General features: G+C 65.7%; 17 protein-coding genes and 3 rRNA genes. 7 read left to right on the top strand and 13 right to left on the bottom strand.

All coding sequences use genetic code 11. The annotated features are described in order from the left end of the window. Positions 1-28: 28 nt before the first annotated feature. The 6 genes from OX958_RS03215 to hutH all read right to left on the bottom strand — a co-directional run bounded on the left by OX958_RS03215 (position 29) and on the right by hutH (position 6,701). Positions 29-958 (bottom strand): ABC transporter substrate-binding protein, encoded by a 930-nt coding sequence (locus OX958_RS03215; protein ID WP_270135602.1) that lies wholly within the window; start codon positions 956-958, stop codon positions 29-31. A 73-nt stretch (positions 959-1,031) separates the two neighbouring features. Further along, positions 1,032-1,682, bottom strand: coding sequence for an ABC transporter permease (locus OX958_RS03210; RefSeq protein WP_270135601.1), 651 nt, complete (start codon positions 1,680-1,682; stop codon positions 1,032-1,034). A 1-nt stretch (position 1,683) separates the two neighbouring features. After that, a complete protein-coding gene (locus tag OX958_RS03205; protein ID WP_270135600.1) occupies positions 1,684-2,337 on the bottom strand; it encodes an ABC transporter permease in 654 nt (217 codons plus the stop codon). Continuing rightward, positions 2,334-3,335, bottom strand: a complete 1,002-nt coding sequence (locus tag OX958_RS03200; RefSeq protein WP_270135599.1) for an ABC transporter ATP-binding protein — start codon at positions 3,333-3,335, stop codon at positions 2,334-2,336. Before OX958_RS03200 ends, OX958_RS03205 begins: the two co-directional genes overlap by 4 nt. A 141-nt stretch (positions 3,336-3,476) precedes the next feature. Beyond that, entirely contained in the window at positions 3,477-5,132 is a 1,656-nt protein-coding gene (hutU, locus tag OX958_RS03195; protein ID WP_270135598.1) for a urocanate hydratase, read from the bottom strand. A gap of 30 nt (positions 5,133-5,162) precedes the next feature. Next, positions 5,163-6,701, bottom strand: coding sequence for a histidine ammonia-lyase (hutH, locus tag OX958_RS03190; RefSeq protein WP_270138978.1), 1,539 nt, complete (start codon positions 6,699-6,701; stop codon positions 5,163-5,165). A gap of 258 nt (positions 6,702-6,959) precedes the next feature. Here hutH and OX958_RS03185 point away from each other — a divergent pair, with 258 nt between their 5' ends. Genes OX958_RS03185 through OX958_RS03175 form a run of 3 tightly spaced genes read left to right on the top strand, consistent with a single transcriptional unit; the run spans position 6,960 to position 8,834 of the window. Continuing rightward, complete coding sequence (locus OX958_RS03185; RefSeq protein ID WP_270135597.1) at positions 6,960-7,856, top strand: GNAT family N-acetyltransferase; 897 nt, start codon at positions 6,960-6,962, stop codon at positions 7,854-7,856. 3 nt (positions 7,857-7,859) lie between these two features. Beyond that, complete coding sequence (locus OX958_RS03180) at positions 7,860-8,051, top strand: hypothetical protein (RefSeq protein ID WP_270135596.1); 192 nt, start codon at positions 7,860-7,862, stop codon at positions 8,049-8,051. Positions 8,052-8,075: 24 nt separating this feature from the next. Continuing rightward, positions 8,076-8,834 carry an IclR family transcriptional regulator gene (locus tag OX958_RS03175; protein WP_270135595.1) on the top strand — a complete coding sequence of 253 codons (759 nt, stop codon included), beginning with the start codon at positions 8,076-8,078 and terminating at the stop codon, positions 8,832-8,834. 59 nt (positions 8,835-8,893) lie between these two features. On the opposite strand, the gene rrf is transcribed toward OX958_RS03175, so the two are convergent. The 5 genes from rrf to rpmG all read right to left on the bottom strand — a co-directional run bounded on the left by rrf (position 8,894) and on the right by rpmG (position 15,335). Further along, positions 8,894-9,011 (bottom strand): 5S ribosomal RNA (gene rrf, locus OX958_RS03170). A 149-nt stretch (positions 9,012-9,160) separates the two neighbouring features. Beyond that, positions 9,161-12,287 (bottom strand): 23S ribosomal RNA (locus OX958_RS03165). A 487-nt stretch (positions 12,288-12,774) separates the two neighbouring features. Next, a 16S ribosomal RNA gene (locus tag OX958_RS03160) occupies positions 12,775-14,292 on the bottom strand. Together the 16S, 23S and 5S rRNA genes form the textbook arrangement of a ribosomal RNA operon. 561 nt (positions 14,293-14,853) lie before the next feature. Beyond that, positions 14,854-15,159, bottom strand: a complete 306-nt coding sequence (gene rpsN, locus OX958_RS03155; RefSeq protein ID WP_270135594.1) for a 30S ribosomal protein S14 — start codon at positions 15,157-15,159, stop codon at positions 14,854-14,856. An 8-nt stretch (positions 15,160-15,167) separates the two neighbouring features. After that, positions 15,168-15,335 carry a 50S ribosomal protein L33 gene (gene rpmG, locus OX958_RS03150; protein ID WP_270135593.1) on the bottom strand — a complete coding sequence of 56 codons (168 nt, stop codon included), beginning with the start codon at positions 15,333-15,335 and terminating at the stop codon, positions 15,168-15,170. A 134-nt stretch (positions 15,336-15,469) separates the two neighbouring features. Here rpmG and OX958_RS03145 point away from each other — a divergent pair, with 134 nt between their 5' ends. The 3 genes from OX958_RS03145 to OX958_RS03135 all read left to right on the top strand — a co-directional run bounded on the left by OX958_RS03145 (position 15,470) and on the right by OX958_RS03135 (position 18,474). Further along, entirely contained in the window at positions 15,470-16,669 is a 1,200-nt protein-coding gene (locus OX958_RS03145; RefSeq protein ID WP_270135591.1) for a CobW family GTP-binding protein, read from the top strand. Further along, the gene (locus tag OX958_RS03140) at positions 16,666-16,911 is read left to right on the top strand and encodes a type B 50S ribosomal protein L31 (protein ID WP_270135590.1); all 246 of its coding nucleotides are present in this window, start codon (positions 16,666-16,668) and stop codon (positions 16,909-16,911) included. The genes OX958_RS03145 and OX958_RS03140 overlap by 4 nt, the downstream gene beginning before the upstream one ends. A gap of 141 nt (positions 16,912-17,052) precedes the next feature. Further along, positions 17,053-18,474: an aromatic amino acid lyase gene (locus OX958_RS03135; RefSeq protein WP_270135589.1), complete on the top strand. Its 1,422-nt coding sequence runs from the start codon at positions 17,053-17,055 to the stop codon at positions 18,472-18,474. On the opposite strand, the gene OX958_RS03130 is transcribed toward OX958_RS03135, so the two are convergent. Beyond that, positions 18,471-19,418 (bottom strand): cutinase family protein, encoded by a 948-nt coding sequence (locus tag OX958_RS03130; protein ID WP_270135588.1) that lies wholly within the window; start codon positions 19,416-19,418, stop codon positions 18,471-18,473. The genes OX958_RS03135 and OX958_RS03130 overlap by 4 nt on opposite strands. 172 nt (positions 19,419-19,590) lie before the next feature. Then, positions 19,591-20,433, bottom strand: coding sequence for a hypothetical protein (locus OX958_RS03125; RefSeq protein WP_270135586.1), 843 nt, complete (start codon positions 20,431-20,433; stop codon positions 19,591-19,593). A gap of 61 nt (positions 20,434-20,494) precedes the next feature. On the opposite strand from OX958_RS03125, the gene OX958_RS03120 reads away from it, so the two are divergent. Continuing rightward, entirely contained in the window at positions 20,495-21,382 is an 888-nt protein-coding gene (locus tag OX958_RS03120) for an alpha/beta fold hydrolase (protein ID WP_270135585.1), read from the top strand. The last annotated feature ends 52 nt before the right edge of the window (positions 21,383-21,434 follow it).

Here is a 21,434-nt window from a genome sequence, read left to right as displayed (position 1 = left end):
AACCGTCCCCGCGACCCCCACGGTTACCTCAGGCCAGCGAGTTCTTGCTCAGCCAGTCGGTGGCGACCGCCTTCGCGGCCTCCTTGCCGACGTCGATGCGCTTGACCAGCTCGGTCAGGTCGTCGGTGGTGAGCTTCGCCGACACCGCGTTCAGCGCGTCGGAGATGTTGGCCGCCTTGTGGTCGGTCCGGATCAGCGGAACGATGTTGTTCGGCGGCAGGATGTTCTCCGGGTCCTCCAGCAGCACCCAGTTGTTGTCCTTGATCACCGACTGGGTGGTGAAGAAGTTCGACACCTGGATCTGCCCGGACTGCAGCGCCTTGGTGCTCAGCGGGCCGCCGGCGTCGAGGGTCTTGTACTCCTTGAACTCGACCCCGTACTTCTCCTTCAAACCCTTCAGCCCGGCCTCACGGACCTTGAACTCCGAGCTGCCGCCGGCCACCATCTCCTTCGAGTGGTCCTTCAGGTCGCCCAGCGTCTTCAGGCTGTACTTGTCCGCGGTCGCCTTGGTCACCACGATGCCGTCCTCGTCGGCGGCCGGCGACTTGTCCAGCACCTCCAGGCCGGACGGCAGCGCGCCCTTGAGCGCGTTGTAGGCCGCGTCGTCCTCGGTCTCGGTGGCGTCCTTCTTGAAGTAGTCCAGCGCCGCGCCGGTGTACTCCGGCAGCAGGTGGACCGAGCCGTCCTTGATCGCGGCCATGTAGGTCTCGCGGTTGCCGATGTTCTGCTGGTACTTGACCTCGACCCCCTTGGCGGCGAGCGCCTGGCCGTAGATCTCGGCCAGCAGCTGGCTCTCGGAGAAGTCGGCCGAGCCGACGGTGATGCTCTTCACCTCGCTGGGCGCGGGGGAACTGCCCGCATCGCCACCGGACAGCGGATCGCCCCCACCCCCACAGGCGGCCAGGCCGAGCACCACGACCCCGGCAATCGCAGTACGGACGAGTGTGGATCTCAACACGGGAGCCTCCAGGATTTCGATGGGTACCGGCCGATGCCGGCGGTGTTCCAGGTCGAGGGACGGATTCCGGCCATCAGTCGACCCGCAGTCCTTTGGACACGGTGACCCGGCCGGCCAGCGCGAACAACAGGTCCAGCAGGATCGCCAGCAGCGCCACCAGCAGCGCGCCGCTGAACATCTGCGGGAAGTCGCGCAGCTTCAGCCCGTCCACGACGTACCGGCCGAGCCCGCCGAGCGAGACGAGCGCGGCGATCGTCGCGGTGGAGACGATCTGCAGGGTCGCGGCGCGCAGACCGGAGATGATCAGCGGCAGCGCGATCGGGATCTCCACCTTGGTCAGGATCTCCCGGCCGGTCATCCCCATCCCCCGGGCCGCGTCGATCGTGGCCGGATCGACACCTGACAGCCCGGCGTACGTCGAGGTCAGGATCGGTGGGATGCCGAGCGCGACGAGCGCGATCAGGACCGGCAGGAAGCCGATCTGGTTGGTCAGCAGCACCGCGATCATCAGCAGACCGAGGCTCGGCAGCGCCCGGGCCGCGTTGCCCAGGTTGATTGCCAGGAACGCGCCCCGGCGGGTGTGCCCGATGTACAGGCCGACCGGCAACGCGATCACCGCGGCCAGACCGAGCGCGGCGAAGGTGTACCAGATGTGCTGGACGATCCGCGCCGTGATGCCTTCGGGACCGGACCAGTTGAACGAGTCGGTGAGGTATTCGAGCATGTCAGGCCGCCTTCACCGAAGAGACGACGCGGGCCCACGGAGTGAGTACGCGTTGCAGGATGACGATCAGCAGGTCGGCCAGCAGCGCCAGGGCCAGCGAGAGCACCACCCCGACCACCACCGGCGTCAGGAAGTCCTTCTGGAAGCCCAGCGTGAACAGCTCGCCCAGACCGCCGATCCCGATCACCGCGCCGACGCTGACCATCGAGATGTTGGCCACCGTGACCACCCGCAGGCCGGCGAAGATCACCGGCACGGCGATCGGCAGGTCGATCGTCAGCAGCCGCCGGGCCGGGCCGTAGCCGACCGCGATCGCGGCCTGCCGGACGTCCGGCGGAACCGAGCGCAGGCCGTCGATCACGTTCCGGATCAGCAGCGAGACCGCGTAGACGGTCAGCGCGATGACGATGTTGATCCGGTCCAGCACCTGGGTGCCGAGGATCACCGGCAGCACGATGAACAACGCGATCGAGGGCAGCGAGTAGAGCACCCCGCCGAGCGCGATCAGCGGGTTCGCGAGCCAGGCGAACCGGGTGGCGACGTACCCGAGCGGGATGGCGATCAGCAGCCCGAGGACGACCGGCAGGATGGCCAGGTAGAGGTGTTCGCTGAGCTGCTCCCAGATCAGCGAGAGGTTGTCCCCGATCCAGGTCATGAGCGCAGCGTCTCGGCGAGCAGGGCGTGGTCGACGACGCCGATGGCCTTACCCGTCTCGTCGACGCAGACCCCTTGACCGGTCGGTGAGGTCAGGACGGCGTCGAGCGCCGCGCGCAGCGAGTCGCTGCGGGTGAAGCTCGCGCCGATCGGCAGCAGATCGCCCTCGCCCTTGCGCCAGCCCTTCGGCCGGCCCGCGTCGTCGAGCACCAGCTCGGCCGGTAGCGGCCCGAGCTTCAGCTTGTCGGTGTGCAGGAACGTCAGCGCCCGGTAACCGCGGTCCTGACCGACGAAGCTCTCGACGAACTCGTCGGCCGGGTTGGCCAGCAGCTCGGCCGGCGGCGCGAACTGGGCCAGCTTCCCGCCGACCCGCAGTACGGCGACGTTGTCCCCGAGCTTGATCGCCTCGTCGATGTCGTGGGTGACGAAGACGATCGTCTTGCCGATGTCGCGCTGCAGGCGGAGCAGCTCCTCCTGCAGCTGGTGCCGCACGATCGGGTCGACCGCGCTGAACGGCTCGTCCATCAGCATGATCTTGGGGTCCGCCGCGAGCGCGCGGGCGACCCCGACCCGTTGCTGCTGGCCGCCGGACAGCTGGGCCGGATACCGCTCGGCCAGCTTGAGGTCGAGCCCGACCCGCTCCAGCAGCTCCATCGCCGTGGCCCGGGTCTTCTTCTTGTCCCAGCCCAGCAGCTTGGGCACCGTCGCGACGTTGTCGACCACGGTCTTGTGCGGGAACAGCCCCGCGTGCTGGATCACGTACCCGATCCCGCGCCGCAGGGTGACCGGGTCGCCGGCGTTGATGTCCTCGCCGTCGATCGAGATCCGCCCGCTGCTGCGCTCGATCGTCCGGTTGATCATCCGCAGCGAGGTGGTCTTGCCGCAGCCCGAAGGTCCGACGAACACGGTGATCTCGTTGCTCGGGATCCGCATGCTCAGGGTGTCGACGGCGACAGTGCCGTCGGGGTACTGCTTGGTGACGTCTTCGAACTCGATCATGGCGCTCCTTCGCGCTCGTCGGAGATCGCCCGAACGATCCTAGGGGAACGAGACCCCACCAACACGGTATTGGCGGGTATCTCGGTCCTCAAGAAAGTGCACCTTAGCGCTGTGGATTGCCTCGGTCGCACAGTGCAGCGGTCAGTTCTCCCGCATCGGGATCCTGACGCCTTGTTCGGTGGCAACTTCCTCCGCTTTGTCGTACCCGGCATCGACATGCCGAATCACGCCCATCGCCGGATCGTTGGTCAGCACCCGCTCCAGCTTCTGCCGGGCCAGGTCGGTGCCGTCGGCAACCGAGACCTGACCGGCGTGGATCGACCGGCCCATCCCGACCCCGCCACCGTGGTGGATCGAGACCCAGGAGGCGCCGCTGGAGACGTTCACCATCGCGTTCAGCAGTGGCCAGTCGGCGATCGCGTCCGACCCGTCCAGCATCCCCTCGGTCTCCCGGTACGGCGAGGCGACGCTGCCGGTGTCGAGGTGGTCGCGCCCGATCACGATCGGCGCCTCCAGTTCGCCCGAGGCCACCATGTCGTTGAACCGCAGCCCGGCCTTGTCCCGCTCCCCCTGGCCGAGCCAGCAGATCCGGGCCGGCAGCCCCTGGAAGGCCACCCGCTCCTGCGCCATCCTGATCCAGCGGGTCAGGTGCTCGTTGTCCGGGAACAGGTCGAGGATCGCCTGGTCGGTCCGGGCGATGTCGCGCGGGTTGCCCGACAGCGCCGCCCACCGGAACGGGCCCTTGCCCTCACAGAACAGCGGCCGGATGTACGCCGGCACGAACCCCGGGAACTCGAAGGCCCGCCCGTACCCCGCCTTGCGTGCCTCGTCGCGGATCGAGTTGCCGTAGTCGAACACCTCGGCCCCCGCGTCCTGGAAGCCGACCATCGCCTCCACGTGACGAGCCATCGACTCCTGGGCGCGGTCGGTGAACCCGGCCGGGTCCTTCTCCCGCGCGGTGACCCAGTCGGCGAAGTCGACACCCACCGGCAGGTACATCAACGGGTCGTGGGCCGAGGTCTGGTCGGTCACGATGTCGATCGGCGCGCCCTTGGCCAGCAACTCCGGCACCATCACCGCGGCATTGCCCAAGACGCCGATGGACAACGGCCGGCGAGCCGCCTTGGCCTCCTCGGCCAGCCGCACCGCTTCGTCGAGCGAGTCCGCCCGTACGTCGAGGTACCGGTGCTCGATCCGCCGGTCGATCCGGGTGGAGTCGACATCGATGCAGATCGCCACGCCGTCGTTCATCGTCACGGCCAGCGGCTGCGCGCCACCCATCCCGCCGAGTCCCGCGGTCACCGTGATGGTGCCGGCCAGCGAGCCGCCGAACTTCTTCGCGGCCACGGCGGCGAACGTCTCGTACGTGCCCTGCAGGATGCCCTGGGTGCCGATGTAGATCCACGACCCGGCCGTCATCTGGCCGTACATGGTCAGCCCCAGCGCCTCGAGCCGGCGGAACTCCTCCCAGTTCGCCCAGTCGCCGACCAGGTTCGAGTTCGCCAGCAGTACCCGCGGTGCCCACTCGTGCGTCTGCAGCACGCCGACCGGCCGGCCCGACTGCACCAGCATCGTCTCGTCGTTCTTCAACGTGGTCAGCGTTCTGACCATCGCGTCGAACGAGTTCCAGTCCCGCGCGGCCTTGCCCGAGCCGCCGTAGACGACCAGCTCGTCGGGGTGTTCGGCCACCTCCGGGTCGAGGTTGTTCTGCAGCATCCGCAGCGCGGCTTCCTGCTGCCAGCCCTGCGCGGTGAGGGTGGTACCGCGAGCGGCGCGAACGGGACGGGGTCCGGACATGTGTGATCCAGCCTTTCGGGTCGTCATGGGTCAGGACAGCGGGCCGGTGACGGCCTCGACAGCGGACAGATAGGCGCCGTTGGCAACCAGTTGGACGGAGTACTCGATCTCCGGCGCCAGGTGCCGGTCGGTGCCCGGCCCTTCGACGTGCTCACGAAGTACGGCCCGTACGGCGCCGGTAGCCGGCGAGGGCTCGAGCGGCCCGCGCAGGTCGATGGCCCGGGCCGCGGTCAGGATCTCCACCGCCAGCACCCGCTGCAGGCCGTCGATGCTCTTGCGCAGTTTGCGAGCGGCCGACCAGCCCATCGAGACGTGGTCCTCCTGCATCGCGCTGCTCGGGATCGAGTCGACGCTCGCCGGGACCGCGAGGCGCTTGAGTTCGGAGACGATCGCCGCCTGCGTGTACTGCGCGATCATGTGCCCGGAGTCGACGCCGGGGTCGTCGGCCAGGAAGGCGTTCAGCCCGTGGTTGCGGGCGACGTCGAGGAAGCGGTCGGTCCGCCGCTCGCTGATACTGGCGACGTCGGCGACCGCGATCGCCAGGAAGTCCAGCACGTAGCCGACAGGGGCGCCGTGGAAGTTGCCGTTCGACTCCACCCGGCCGTCGGGCAGGACGACCGGGTTGTCGATCGCCGCGGCGAGCTCGCGCCCGGCGACGGTGGCTGCGTGGGAGGCCGTGTCACGCGCGGCGCCGTGCACCTGCGGGGAGCAACGGAGTGAATAGGCGTCCTGGACGCGGTTGCAGTCCGGCCCACGGTGGCTCGCGACGATGCCGCTGTCGGCGAGTACCGCGCGGAGGTTGGCCGCGGCCGCGCCCTGTCCAGGGTGCGGGCGGAGTGCCTGCAGGTCGCCGGCGAAGACGCGATCCGTGGCGAGTTGACCCTCGACGCTCATCGCGGCGGCGATGTCAGCGGTCTTCAGCAGGCGGTCGAGGTCGGCGAGCGCGAGCACCAGCATGCCGAGCATGCCGTCGGTGCCGTTGATCAGGGCCAGGCCTTCCTTCTCGGCCAGGACGACCGGCTCGAGACCGTGCCGGGCGAGCGCGTCGGCGGTGTCGAGAAGGTTGCCAGCGGCATCGCGGACCTTGCCCTCGCCCATCACGGCCAGCGCGACGTGTGACAGGGGCGCGAGGTCACCTGAGCACCCGAGACTGCCGTACTCGTGGACGACCGGAGTGAGCTGGGCGTTCAGCAGCCCGGCGTACGCCTGCGCTGTCTCGACCCGTACGCCGGTCCGGCCGGTGGCGAGTGTCGACAGCCGTAGAAGCGCCAGCGCGCGTACGACCTCGGTCTCGACCTCGGGACCGGAGCCGGCCGCGTGGGAGCGGACCAGGCTGCGCTGCAGTTGGGCTCGTAGCTCCGGCGCGATGTGCCGCGTCGCGAGAGCGCCGAATCCGGTCGAGACGCCGTAGTGCGGGGTGTCCGCATGCGCCAGCGCCTCGATGGCCGCGCGTGACTTCGCGATCTCCTCGAGCGCCTGGTCGTCGATCCGTACCGGCGCCCCGTAGCGCGCGACCGCGACGACCTCCGCGGGGGTGAGTGCCCCGACGCCGACCGTCACCGTGTCCACCGTCGCCGCGTCGGCTGTCGCCGCGCCGGCCGTGCCTGCCTGGGATGTTTGGCTGTTCACCCGCCCATTGCACCCCGCCGGTCTGGTTCGCGACAGCACCGCCACCCCGATCGCCGTCTCAGATGCGAGACGGCGCGCCGGGCGGCAGAACTGTCAGAGCCCTGAGAACGAGCATCGCGCGCCGGGCGAGTTGGTGCGGCATGCCGGCGGTCGTGATGGGGTCGCGGCGGCGACCCCGGGACGACTTAGGGTTCGGGGATGGGGTTTGGGATTCGGGTTGCTACGCCCGCGGACGCGGTGGGGATTGCCGGGGTGTGGGCGGCGGTGATGCCACATCTGGTGAAGACGGCTCGGGGAGTCGAGGCGGAGCTCCGCAAGAGTACGACCCGGGTGGTGCTGATCGCTGTCGAGGACGACGCGGTGGTCGGCTACGGGAACATCTACCGGCCGGAGCCGGAAGAAGTGGCTCCCCGGGTGCGAATCACGGTGCAGGTGCCTCCGGCGCAGCGTGGATGCGGTGTCGGCGGGGCTATCGCCGAGCAAGTCATCGCGGTCGCCACCGAGGCGGGCGCCCATAAGCTCCTTACTGTCGTCTCGGACGACGAGGGGTCGAAGGAGTTCGCCCGACGGCGTGGGTTCGAGATCGGCCGTCGGATGAGTCACTCCGGGGCCGACCTCAGCGCGGTACCGAGGCCGGCGCCCGTACCGGACGGTTTGCGGCTCGTCGACTACACCGGGATCGACCCAGCTCGGCTCTGGCAGGCCAATGTGGCAGTCGCCGGAGACGACCCGAGTGGCTTGTCGCAGATCTCGCCGTACGACGATTGGCTGAAGCACGACTGGGACCACCCGGACCTCCGGCGGGACCTGAGTGTCGCGTTGCTGGACGGTGACGAGGTCGTTTCGTTCGTGACGACCACGGCCGACCCGGACCGACGGGTGATCTGGTCCAATCTGACCGGGACCGTACCGGCGTACCGGGGGCGTGGGCTGGCCAAGGTGGTGAAGTCGGCGGCGCTCGGGCGCAGCCGGGACGCCGGCTTCGAGCACGCCTTCACCGGCAACGACGCGGCGAACGCACCGATGCTCGCGGTCAACGAGTGGCTCGGCTACCGCGTCCGAGCGGCCGCCTGGACTGCAGAGAAGGTGCTCTGAACCGTGACCCGGTTCCTGGTCTCGATCGTCTTCTTCGCTGCCCTTTCCTTCGGGGTCGGTCTCCTGCTGTCCGGGGACGACTACTTCGAGTGGCCGCTGGCGCTCGGCCTGTTCGGAGTCGCTCTGGCCGGCGAGGCCGTGCGGCTGTGGATCAGGCGCGACCGCGCCAGGACCCGTCAATCGTCCGAAATCTGAGACTGGGCAGCTACTCTCTTAGTTGTGAGCGGCAACGTTCCCGCCTCGACCCGCACGCTGCGGGTACTGACGTTCCTGGCCACCCAGCCCGGAGCGGTACCGATGGAGCGCATCGCCTCCGCGGTCGGACTGCCACGCTCTTCGACCTACCACCTGCTGAAGGCGATGATCAGCGAGGGCTTCGTGGTTCATCTGCCCGAAGAGAAGCGGTACGGGCTCGGGGTCGCTGCCTTCGAGATCGGCTCGGCGTACCTGCGACACGATCCCCTCGAGCGCCTGGCCCGGCCGTTGCTCGCCCAGCTGGTCGCCGAGGTCGGCCAGACGGCACATCTCGGCGTACTGCACGGGCGGGAGCTCGTGTATCTGCTCAAGGAACAGCCACCGCGACCGGTCACGCTGGTCACCGATGTCGGTGTTCGGCTCCCTGCGACGTTGACCGCCTCCGGACGTGCGTTGCTCGCAGCGCTGCCGCCGGCCCAGGTCCGTGCGTTGTTCCCGACGCCGGAGACCTTCGTCCGGCGGACTGATCAGGGACCGCAGACACTCAGCCAGCTCAGACGCATCCTGGCCGACGAGAAACGTCAGGGATATGCGGTCGAGGACTCGCACATCACCCCGGGCGTGGCCTCGGTGGCGAGTGCGGCCGTGGATTATGCGGGCCATCCGGTGGCGGCGATCAGCATCAGCTTTCGCGCCGATGTGGTGCCGGCCGGTGAACGGTTCCTGCTCGCGCGGCGGACCCGTCAGGCCGCGGACGCGTTGACGCGGCGCCTCAGCCACTGAAAAGCCCCAGAACTGGCTAAGGGCCACCCAGTGGATGGGTGGCCCTTAACAGTGTGAATGTCCGGCGACGTCCTACTCTCCCACGACCTACCGGTCGCAGTACCATCGGCGCTGTCAGGCTTAACTTCCAGGTTCGGAATGGAGACTGGGTGTTTCCCTGACGCTATGGTCACCGTAACTCTATAGAAATATCAACCAACCACACCTCGTCACCGTGCTCACCCGTACTGGGTGGGCCGGGCTGGGGTTGACCGTATTCCGGGAACCGTATAGTGGACGCAAACTTCTTTTCGCAGCAGTCTGTTGCCAACCATTGGTTGGGTGTTTGAGACAAGCCCTCGGCCTATTAGTACCAGTCAGCTCCACACCTTACGGTGCTTCCACCTCTGGCCTATCAACCCAGTGGTCTACTGGGGGCCTTACCCGATTAACTCGGTGGGAGACCTCATCTTGAAGCGTGCTTCCCGCTTAGATGCTTTCAGCGGTTATCACTTCCGAACGTAGCCAACCAGCCGTGCTCCTGGCGGAACAACTGGCACACCAGAGGTTCGTCCACCCCGGTCCTCTCGTACTAGGGGCAGCTCTTCTCAAGTCTCCTGCGCGCGCAGCGGATAGGGACCGAACTGTCTCACGACGTTCTAAACCCAGCTCGCGTGCCGCTTTAATGGGCGAACAGCCCAACCCTTGGGACCTACTCCAGCCCCAGGATGCGACGAGCCGACATCGAGGTGCCAAACCATCCCGTCGATATGGACTCTTGGGGAAGATCAGCCTGTTATCCCCGGGGTACCTTTTATCCGTTGAGCGACGGTGCTCCCACATGCCACCGCCGGATCACTAGTTCCGACTTTCGTCCCTGCTCGACATGTCTGTCTCACAGTCAAGCTCCCTTGTGCACTTACACTCGACACCTGATTGCCAACCAGGCTGAGGGAACCTTTGAGCGCCTCCGTTACCTTTTAGGAGGCGACCGCCCCAGTCAAACTACCCACCAGGCACTGTCCCTGATCCAGATAATGGACCGAAGTTAGACAGCCAGAACAACCAGAGTGGTATTTCAACGATGACTCCACCCGAACTGGCGTCCGAGTTTCACAGTCTCCCACCTATCCTACACAAGTTGTACCGACCACCAATACCAAGTTGTAGTAAAGGTCCCGGGGTCTTTCCGTCCTGCTGCGCGTAACGAGCATCTTTACTCGTAATGCAATTTCGCCGAGTCCATGGTTGAGACAGCGCCCAAGTCGTTACGCCATTCGTGCAGGTCGGAACTTACCCGACAAGGAATTTCGCTACCTTAGGATGGTTATAGTTACCACCGCCGTTTACTGGCGCTTAAGTTCAAAGCTTCGCCGGCCTAAACCAGCTAACCTGTCCCCTTAACGTTCCAGCACCGGGCAGGCGTCAGTCCGTATACATCGAATTACTTCTTCGCACGGACCTGTGTTTTTAGTAAACAGTCGCTTGGGCCTGGTCTCTGCGGCCATCAACGCTTCCGAGAGCAAGTCTCGTCACGCATCCGGCCCCCCTTCTCCCGAAGTTACGGGGGCATTTTGCCGAGTTCCTTAACCATGGTTCACTCGATCGCCTTGGTATTCTCTACCTGATCACCTGTGTCGGTTTGGGGTACGGGCGGCTCTAACACTCACTACGAAGTTTTTCTCGGCAGCATGGGATCATCCACTTCCCCTCAACGGGTCCGCCTCGGTTCTCAGGCTATATGAGACACGGATTTGCCTATGCCTCGCCCTACCACCTTGCCCGCGGATCAGCTTGCGCCTACCATCGCCGCGGTTGGACTGCCCTCCTGCGTCACTCCTTAGTGCACCTAATACCAGTTCGGGTCAACGACTCCACCAATCAACCCGAAGGTCTCATGGCTTTGTGGTCTTAGCATCACCAGGTTCGGTCGGGTCGTGTTAATGCCGGTACGGGAATATCAACCCGTTGTCCATCGACTACGCCTGTCGGCCTCGCCTTAGGTCCCGACTTACCCAGGGCAGATTAGCTTGACCCTGGAACCCTTGATCATTCGGCGGACGGGTTTCTCACCCGTCATTCGCTACTCATGCCTGCATTCTCACTCGTGCAGCATCCACAACTAGATCACTCTGCTGCTTCACACGCTGCACGACGCTCCCCTACCCATCCACACACCTGGACACCAATCAAGTCGGTGCCGAGTACAAATGTGAATGCCACAGCTTCGGTGGATTGCTTGAGCCCCGCTACATTGTCGGCGCGGAATCACTTGACCAGTGAGCTATTACGCACTCTTTCAAGGGTGGCTGCTTCTAAGCCAACCTCCTGGTTGTCTGGGCAACTCCACATCCTTTTCCACTTAGCAATCGCTTAGGGACCTTAGCTGGTGATCTGGGCTGTTTCCCTCTCGACGACGGAGCTTATCCCCCGCCGTCTCACTGCCGCGCTCTCACTTACCGGCATTCGGAGTTTGGCTGATTTCGGTAAGCCGGTAAGCCCCCTAGACCATCCAGTGCTCTACCTCCGGTAAGAAACACGCGACGCTGCACCTATATGCATTTCGGGGAGAACCAGCTATCACGGAGTTTGATTGGCCTTTCACCCCTATCCACAGGTCATCCCCCAGGTTTTCAACCCTGGTGGGTTCGGTCCTCCACGCGGTCTTACCCGCGCTTCAACCTGCCCATGGATAGATCACTCCGCTTCGGGTCTAGAGCATGCGACTAAAGCGCCCTATTCAGACTCGCTTTCGCTACGGATACCCCTCACGGGTTAACCTCGCCACATACCACTAACTCGCAGGCTCATTCTTCAAAAGGCACGCCGTCACACCCACACAAGGTGAATGCTCCGACGGATTGTAGGCAATCGGTTTCAGGTACTATTTCACTCCCCTCCCGGGGTACTTTTCATCTTTCCCTCACGGTACTAGTCCGCTATCGGTCACCAAGAAGTATTTAGGCTTAGCGGGTGGTCCCGCCAGATTCACACGGGATTTCAAGAGTCCCGTGCTACTTGGGAAAACACTCGGAAGTCACTGTCTTACGCCTACGGGGCTGTTACCCACTACGGCTCAACTTTCCAGAAAATTCGACTTCAACAGTGATTTATAACTCCCTGACCCCACGGCATTAAGGCCTGAATGCTCCCACAACCCCATGTACGCAACGCACGCCGGCTATCACACGCACATGGTTTAGCCTCATCCGCTTTCGCTCGCCACTACTCACGGAATCACTATTGTTTTCTCTTCCTGCGGGTACTGAGATGTTTCACTTCCCCGCGTTCCCTCCAGAACCCTATGTGTTCAGGCACTGGTAACTGGCTTTAGAGTGCCAGCTGGGTTTCCCCATTCGGACACCCCCGGATCACAGCTTGGTTGCCAACTCCCCGGGGCTTATCGCAGGCTCCTACGTCCTTCATCGGCTCTTGGTGCCTAGACATCCACCGATTGCCCTTAGTAGCTTGTCAAAAAAACAACAAAAACAACTACTGAAGATGCTCGCGTCCACTATACAGTTCTCAAAATACGGGCAGGAAAACCAGCCCTACATCACCACTACCCTCGGACAATCCTCGCAAAGGGAAAACCCACCCCTACAAGCATCACCACCAGGAGTTTGGTGAGAGCCGGCCCCAGCCACACAGCTACACCCAGATCCGCAAAGATACAGGTAGTAGTAGTGACCCAGAAAAACCAGTCCAAGAAAACCCGAAGGTTCCCATGGCCCGATTCTTCAGGACCCAACAGCGCGCCTCGGCCACTCACCCAATCCTTGCCTCTGTTCCACGCTCACTTCCCCGAAGAGAAGATCGCAGTACTAAGACACTCAGACGAGTTCCTGGCCTAATGGTCAATGTTCCACATTCCGAAGCATCATCGCCCTGGAACGGATGTCCAGGAAACGACGAGTAGACAACCACACTCTTACGAGCCATGGCTGTCAATGCTCCTTAGAAAGGAGGTGATCCAGCCGCACCTTCCGGTACGGCTACCTTGTTACGACTTCGTCCTAATCGCCAGCCCCACCTTCGACGGCTCCCTCCACAAGGGTTAGGCCACCGGCTTCGGGTGTTGCCGACTTTCATGACGTGACGGGCGGTGTGTACAAGGCCCGGGAACGTATTCACCGCAGCGTTGCTGATCTGCGATTACTAGCGACTCCGACTTCATGGGGTCGAGTTGCAGACCCCAATCCGAACTGAGACCGGCTTTTTGGGATTCGCTCCACTTTGCAGTTTCGCAGCCCTTTGTACCGGCCATTGTAGCATGCGTGAAGCCCTGGACATAAGGGGCATGATGACTTGACGTCATCCCCACCTTCCTCCGAGTTGACCCCGGCAGTCTCCTATGAGTCCCCACCATAACGTGCTGGCAACATAGGACGAGGGTTGCGCTCGTTGCGGGACTTAACCCAACATCTCACGACACGAGCTGACGACAGCCATGCACCACCTGTATAGGACCCTTACGGACCCCCCATCTCTGGAGGATTTCCCTATATGTCAAACCCAGGTAAGGTTCTTCGCGTTGCATCGAATTAATCCGCATGCTCCGCCGCTTGTGCGGGCCCCCGTCAATTCCTTTGAGTTTTAGCCTTGCGGCCGTACTCCCCAGGCGGGGCGCTTAATGCGTTAGCTGCGGCACGGAGGACGTGGAATGTCCCCCACACCTAGCGCCCAACGTTTACGGCGTGGACTACCAGGGTATCTAATCCTGTTCGCTACCCACGCTTTCGCTCCTCAGCGTCAGGTAAGGCCCAGAGAGCCGCCTTCGCCACCGGTGTTCTTCCTGATATCTGCGCATTCCACCGCTACACCAGGAGTTCCACTCTCCCCTGCCTACCTCTAGTCTGCCCGTATCGGAAGCAGGCTCGGAGTTGAGCTCCGAGTTTTCACTCCCGACGTGACGAACCGCCTACGAGCCCTTTACGCCCAATAATTCCGGACAACGCTCGGACCCTACGTATTACCGCGGCTGCTGGCACGTAGTTGGCCGGTCCTTCTTCTGCAGGTACCGTCACTCTCGCTTCGTCCCTGCTGAAAGAGGTTTACAACCCGAAGGCCGTCATCCCTCACGCGGCGTTGCTGCGTCAGACTTTCGTCCATTGCGCAATATTCCCCACTGCTGCCTCCCGTAGGAGTCTGGGCCGTGTCTCAGTCCCAGTGTGGCCGGTCGCCCTCTCAGGCCGGCTACCCGTCGACGCCTTGGTAGGCCATTACCCCACCAACAAGCTGATAGGCCGCGAGCCCATCCCCCACCGCCAGAACTTTCAACCCCGAGCCATGAAGCCCGAAGTGATATCCGGTATTAGACCCCGTTTCCGAGGCTTATCCCGAAGTGAAGGGTAGGTTGCTCACGTGTTACTCACCCGTTCGCCGCTCGTGTACCCCCGAAGGGGCCTTACCGCTCGACTTGCATGTGTTAAGCACGCCGCCAGCGTTCGTCCTGAGCCAGGATCAAACTCTCCGTTGAAATCTATATGTAACCCGCCCCCAAAGAGGCGAGGAACAGACTACTTTGAGTGACCCTTTGATATCTCAGAAACAATCAAACTGACTTGAATCATAATTTCTCAAAGGAATCCGAACACAAACAAAGAACAACCCCCACCAAGAAACCAGATAGGCTCCTGATGAAAAAGATCGCCCAATGCCGTGAAACGGGATAAAACAAATTTCGGCATTGACTTTCGGCACGCTGTTGAGTTCTCAAGAATCGGACGCACACCGCGCTGTGAACCTTGCGATTCAAGCTCCGGGGCAACCCGCCAAACATTACTGTTTCGCTCCAGGCCAGTCAAATCGGCCCTTTTCGATCCAGTTCCCCGCGTGACTCAGTGACCGAAACCCGCACTAGGCGCGTTTCAGCTCCTGGACCCTTCAGGGAGTCTGGAGCGACCGGCCGCTTTCGCGTCCCGCACTCGCTCCGACAAAGAGAACAATACACGCTTCTGGGAGTGCTTTTGACCAGGGGTACCTCTGGGGCCGACGGAGCTGCCGGAACCACCTGACTCCGGCAGCCCGTCGACGGGGATCACCAAGACGATTTGGTGATCCCGGGCAGTTCCCCACGGTGGGCCATCGTGCGGAACCGGACTCGGGAGATACCCGCCTTGCGGAGGAACCCGCGCGGCCGGCCGTCGGCGACATCGCGGTTGCGGACCCGGATCGGGCTCGCGTCCCGCGGCAGTTTCTGCAGCTTGAGCTGGGCGGCGTCGCGCTCCTCGGAACCCGAAGCGGGGTCGGCGATGACGCGCTTCAGCTCGGCCCGCCGCTCGGCGTACAGGGCGACGGTGCGCTTGCGCTGCTCGTTCTTCGCGATCTTGCTCGTCTTCGCCACGGAGAGCTCTACCGCTCTTCGCGGAAGTCGACGTGCTGACGGACCCTCGGGTCGTACTTGCGCAGTACGAGCCGATCGGGGTCGTTGCGGCGGTTCTTCCGCGTCACGTAGGTGACGCCGGTCCCCGCGGTACTGCGCAGCTTCACGATCGGACGCAGCTCGTTGCTCTTGGCCATCAGACCAACCTTTCCGGGCGCCGTCACGACGCCGTTGAACCCTGTACGACTGAACGCCGCCGACCGGGCTGACATTCCCGTTGCCAGAAGTGTACGTTGTACTGGTTATCGTTTTCAATAAGACGGGAGTGCCGATGCTACCGGTGACCTTGCTGACGGGTGCCGACGACCAGATCCGGGCCGCAGCGGCGGGTGAACTCCTGGCCGGCGACACCGTTCTGGTCGAGTACGACCTCACCGGCCTGGTGGGTGGCTCCGTACTACGAACCGCCCGCACCGCGGCCGGCGTGATCGACGAGGAGCTGATCCGGATGGGGCACCCGTGTGTGTCCTGTGCGATGCGCGGCTCACTCGTTCCGCTGTTGGTCAGCATCGCGGCCACCGAGCGGTACGGCGCCGCGATCGTCTCGGTCCCCGGGGCCGGCGACACTCAGGCGCTGGCCGAGGAGATCGCCCACGACGCCGGCGAGGAGCTGCGGGTGGACGCGGTCCTGACCGTGCTCGACCCGGCCACCTTCCCTGCGGACGTCAGCGGCGACGCCTTCATCCACGATCGCGGCATCCCGACCGCCGCGGAGGACGGCCGGGCGATCGCGGAGGTGCTGATCCGGCAGGTCGAATACGCCAACGCCGTCATCCTGGGCGAGGCACAGACAGCGGGAGCGCCGGAGCAAGCCGCAGCGAATGCCCCGCAGCCGGCAGCAGGGCCGGAAGAGGGGGATGCCGAGTCAGCGGCAACCGCAGTCGAGACCACGCGGGCGCTGGCCTCGGCTCTCAATCCCCAGGCGTTGGTCCGGCCGATGTCGGCGGCGCGGGAGCTGTTCGGCGTACGGCTGCATGATCCGGACGCCGCCGAGGCGTGGGTCGAGCCAGGCTCGATCAGCGCTCCCCTGCAGACCGGCGGACCGGTGCGGACCCTGGTCTGGCAGTCCGACCGTCCGTTCCACCCTGAACGGCTTTACGACGCCTTGGAGGAGCTGGTCTCCAGTTCGGCCCGAGGCAAGGGAACGGTGTGGCTGGCGTCCCAGCCGCACGCCCGGCTCGGCTGGGACAGCTTCGGCACGAACATCGCGCTCGGCGTCCTCGGTCCGTGGCTGGCCGACCTGCCGCCGGAGCGCTGGTCCGAGGTCGGTCAGACCCATCAGGCCCGGTCGGCGCTCGAGTGGCACCCCGAGCACGGCGACCGCGCGTCGTACCTGTCGATCACCGGAGTCGGCCTGGACATCTGGGAATTAGAACGGCTCCTCAGCGGTTGTGTCCTTCGTACGGGTGAGTCGGAACACCAGCTGACCGACCCGTTCGCCCCTTATCTGGAAGGAAGTACCGCAGCATGAAGGCTGACATCCACCCCGACTACCGCCGGGTCGTGTTCCGTGACAAGTCCGGCAACTTCAGCTTCCTGACCGGCTCCACCCGCGAGAGCTCCGAGACCGTCGAGTGGCACGACGGGAACACCTACCCGGTCGTCGACGTCGAGATCTCGTCGGCCAGCCACCCGTTCTACACGGGCCAGCAGCGTGTGATGGACACCCAGGGCCGGGTCGAGAAGTTCAAGAAGCGCTACGGCAAGGTCTGACCTCCCCGCCTTTCCGCAACGGCCCGCCGATCCCCGGATCAGCGGGCCGTTTTCGTTGGCCCACTGACTTTGTCTCGGATATCAGACGTGTGAACGCTGCCGGTACTACGTCCGGCGGGGTGCAGGTCGCAGACTGAGCGGGTGGAGCCCGTGGAGATTGTCGGGGTGGGGTTGTCGCCTCTGGATGCGGTGTCACTCGGTCAGCGCCGTACGCCGGTCCGCCTGGGGACTGCCGCGCGGCAACGGATGACGGCGTCGGCCGCGGCGGTCGCCGACATCGCGTTGTACCGCCCGGTCTACGGGCGGACCACCGGGGTCGGGGCCAACCGGGACGTGCTGACCTCCGATCCGGAGCACGGCGCCCGGTTGCTGGCGTCGCACTCGACCACCGGGACCACGTCGTACCCGGAGGACGTGGTGCGGCTCGGGTTGCTGATCCGGGTCAACCAGCTCGCCTCCGGCGGGTCGGGGCTCGCGCCCGAGGTGGCCGACGCGATCGTTGCCCTGCTCAACGACGAGGGACTGCCCGAGCTGCACCGCGGCGGCGCGATCGGGACCGGCGATCTCGGTGCCCTGGCCGAGCTCGGTCTGGCGCTCGGCGATGTCATCGACGGCACCAGCGCGTTGCCGTTGCTGTCGAGCAACGCGATCACGCTGGCCGAGTGCTGCCTGGCCTATGTCGAGGCCGCGACGCTGATCAACGTCGTGCCGCTGGTCGGCGGTCTGTCCCATGTCGCGCTGCGCGGCAACGCCGAGGTGTACGACGAACGCGTCCACGCCGCCCGGCCGCAGCCCGGCCAGGTGCGGGTGGCCCGCCGGATGCGCGGCCTGCTCGACGAACTGCCGATCCCGTCGGCCCGCGTGCAGGACCCGTTCGGCCTGCGGGCCTTCGCCCAGGTGCTCGGCCCGGCCGTCGACCACGTCGATGCCCTGGGCAACGCGCTGGCGATCGACATCAACGCCTCCGCGGAGAATCCGCTGGTGGCCGGCGACACGGTGCTGCACAATGGCAACTGGCACGCGATGCCGATCGCGCTCGGGCTGGACTCGCTCCGGCTCAGCCTGCACTCGGTCGCCACCCTGTCCACCTCCCGGGTGGCGAACCTGGTCGATCCGGACTTCACCGGCCTGAGCCGGTTCCTGGCGAGCGGCTCGGAGGCCAGCTCGGGCGTGATGATGATCGAGTACGTCGCCCACGACGCGCTCGCGTCGGTCCGCTCGACCGCTCAGCCGGCCACGCTCGGTACGGCGACGCTCTCGCGCGGAGCCGAGCACCACGCGAGCTTCGCGCCGCAGGCCGCGGTACTGACCGGGCAGTTGCTGGATGCGTTGCGTGATGTGCTGGCGTGCGAGCTGGTGACCGCGGTACGGGCGGTTCGGTTGGCCGGCCTGGAACCGGAGAAACTGGCGCCGGCCGCGATCGGACCCTGGCTGGCCGATGCGCTGGCGGCGCTGCCCGACATACTGACCGACCGCTCGCTCCGGGACGACCTGGAGATCGCCCGGGGTCTGCTGACCCAATGGGGCGATCGCCAGGTCGAGCATCCTGCCGAGGCGGGTTAGGCAGCGGCGAGCAGGCGGAACCAGGGCTTGCCGTTGAGCAGCGCCAGGGCCTCCGGGGAGAGCAGGCCACCGAGCCCGTTGCGAGCCGTGACAGCTGCCTGACGGGCGGGGCCGTCGCCGAACAGCAACTGCTGGATCTGCCACGGGGTGCCGATCGGCAGCGGGAGCGGCGCGCCGTACGGGATGCGCGGCTGCTGCGCGACCAGGGTGACGCCGTTGCCGGTGTCGCGGATCGGGTCCAGGTCGTAACCGTGGTCACCGGAGAGGTAGCCGGACAGGCCGTTCGCGAACGCGGCCAGGTTGGTGATCATGTTGGTCGAGTTGCAGATGCCGTCGTTCTCGTTGCACACCTCGCGAACCGCGATGCCGGCGTAGTCGTGCGGGCCCTGCATGGTGACGCCGGGCAGGATCGACGGCAGGTTCGTCTCGATCCCGCCGGCCACGCCACCCCGGCCGCCGTTGCCGAAGGGCCGGCGCGGGTTGCCGTAGAGCACGCCGTTCAGCTGCTGCCGCGGGATCGTGGTCGACTTCGCGAACTTCTCCAGCACGTTGCCCGCGACCACGGCACCCTCGGAGTAGCCGGACAGCGTGAGGTGGGAGGACGGGCAGGCAGCGTGGAAGCTGGTGACCGCCGCGGTCAGCTTGCCGACGCCCTCGGCGACCGACGCGTCCAGCGCGAGCCGATCCACGACCGGGAAGACGCCTGCGTAGTACGGCACCTGCACGATCTGTACGCCGGCCGGCACGTTGTGGTTGAACCGCGAGTTGTTCCAGTTCACCAGGGACTCACCGGCCGTGTAGCCGTCGGTCTGGAACACCGCGGTAGCCGGACAGGCCGCGGCAGCAGCCTGGGCAGGGGCGGTCGCGACCAGGGCGCCGGCCGCGACGACAGCTCCGGCCAGTACTGCGCCGGCAATTCGAGCAATCGATTTCTCGCTCCGCATCAAAGCACCTCTCTGAACTGGTGGGGGTGCTCGCAGCGTGCCGAGCAGCGGTCACCGGCCGCAACCCCCGCGAACGCCGCGGCGGCGCCGCCCGCCGGGCGTTTTCGCAGGTCAGAGGGTCAGCAAGCGCTCTCAGAATCCCTCTGCCGGGTTTCGACCTGGATCGAAAAGCTCACAGCCGGCCGTACGCCTTCAGCGTGCGCAGCGCCTGGACCGTCACGATGCCCCGGTACTCCTGGGTGGCGGCCTTGCCCGGCGGTTCCCAGGTGATCGCCCAGCCGCCGTCGTCCTGCTGATCGGCGACCAGCCGGTCGAGGTGGCCTTCGATCTGAGCATCGTCGAACAACGGCCGCCACACGCTGTCCGGCGTCGGGGCGAACTGCAGCGGCGTCACCCCGTACGACGGGTCGGCGGCCTCCGCCCGGTAGTACGAGACCTTCGGCAGCCAGTCCCGCACCTTGTCGAGGTCCGGCGTCCCGGCGTGACCGATGAACTCCAGCGACTCGTGCACGGCGTGAGCGTCCTCCGGCAGTCCCTTGGCCAGCTCCGCCTTGCACCACGCTTCGGCCTGGTCGCGCCACGGGTGCGCGAAGTCCAGCGCGTACAGCCTTCCCACCAGGCCGGCGGTCGGGTTGAGTGCCGGCAGGTAGGTCCACTCGGACATGTGCTCGGCGCGCGGATAGCCCTCGATCACCGGCGAGGCAAGCGAGACAGCACCCTCCGCGGCCGCGACCGACTGCAGCCAGTCGCAGGCCCGCCCGACCAGTTCGTCATCGCGGGCACCGGCCGCGAGCAGCGTGTCGAAGGCGGTCTCCACGTCCAGCGCGGTGCTGTCCGGGCACCGCTTGTCCGGCTCCAGCCCGTGCCCGAACCCACCGTCGGCGTTCCGGTAGCCCCGCAACGCGTCCACCACCCCGGCCGGGTCCGCGCCCTCGAACACGGTCGCGAACAACCGCCGCTCCAGCACCCGCGCCTCGGTCCGGACGAACTGCCGTGCACTCTCGAAGATCTCCATGCCCCTAGCTTGCCGCGCCGCACCGACACCGGTCTTGAAGAAATCAGCCATCATCGGAACCATGCCCGACGACCTGTACTCCGATGTACTCGACGAACAGCTGGTCCGCCCGGACGGGCGCACGGTGGCCTGGACCAGAACCGGCGAAGGCACCCCGGTACTCCGCCTGCCGGGCACACCTGGTTCCCGCTGGAGCGTGCGGGCCGACCGGTCGATCTGGGTCGAACGCGGGCTCCAGGTGATCAACACCGAGCGGCCCGGTTTCGGCGACTCGACCCGGTTGCCGGGCCGGAAGTTCCGGGAGCACTCCGACGACCTGGCCGCGATCCTCGACCACCTCGGTCTCGATCGCGTCTATCTGACCGGCGGCAGCGGCGGCGCGCCGCATGTCCTGGCGTTCGCCGCGCACCATCCGGACCGGGTGGTCGCGGCGACCGTCATGGTCGGGCTGCCGCCGCTCGAGGACGACGAGTACGAGCAGATGATCCCGTTCAACACGACCGCTTTCCGGTCCGCCCGGGACGGTGACGAGGAGGCTCTGCGCGAGCAGCTGGCGGCGGCGTACGAGGTGGTCAAGACGGCGCCGCTGGCTCCACTGGACACCGCGATGGCGACGGCTCCGGCGTCCGATCTCGCGATCATGAGCGACCCGGTCTGGCGGGCGGGCCAGGAGCGCGCGATGGTGGCCGCCTTCGCCCAGGGGATGGACGGCTGGCTGGACGAGATGCTGGCGATGGGCGGCGAGTGGACCGATATCGACCTGACCGCGATCAGCACCAGCCTCACCTGGTGGCACGGCAGCACCGATCGCAACTGCCCGTTCAGCGCGGCCGAGCGGCTGGTGAAGCAGCTGCCGACGGCGACACTGAGGGAGCTGGGCGCCGGTCACTTCGAGCCGTACAACCGCGAAGGCGAGATTCTCGACGAACTGCTCGCCCGAGGCCGCTGAAACGCAGCCACAGCAGGACCGGCTCAGCGCGGTGCGAGCCGGACCGGCTCGG

This window comes from Kribbella sp. CA-293567 (genome assembly GCF_027627575.1).
Taxonomy (GTDB): domain Bacteria; phylum Actinomycetota; class Actinomycetes; order Propionibacteriales; family Kribbellaceae; genus Kribbella.
The sequence above is the reverse complement of the archived record's forward strand: the minus strand, read 5'-3'. Positions and strand labels throughout refer to the sequence as shown.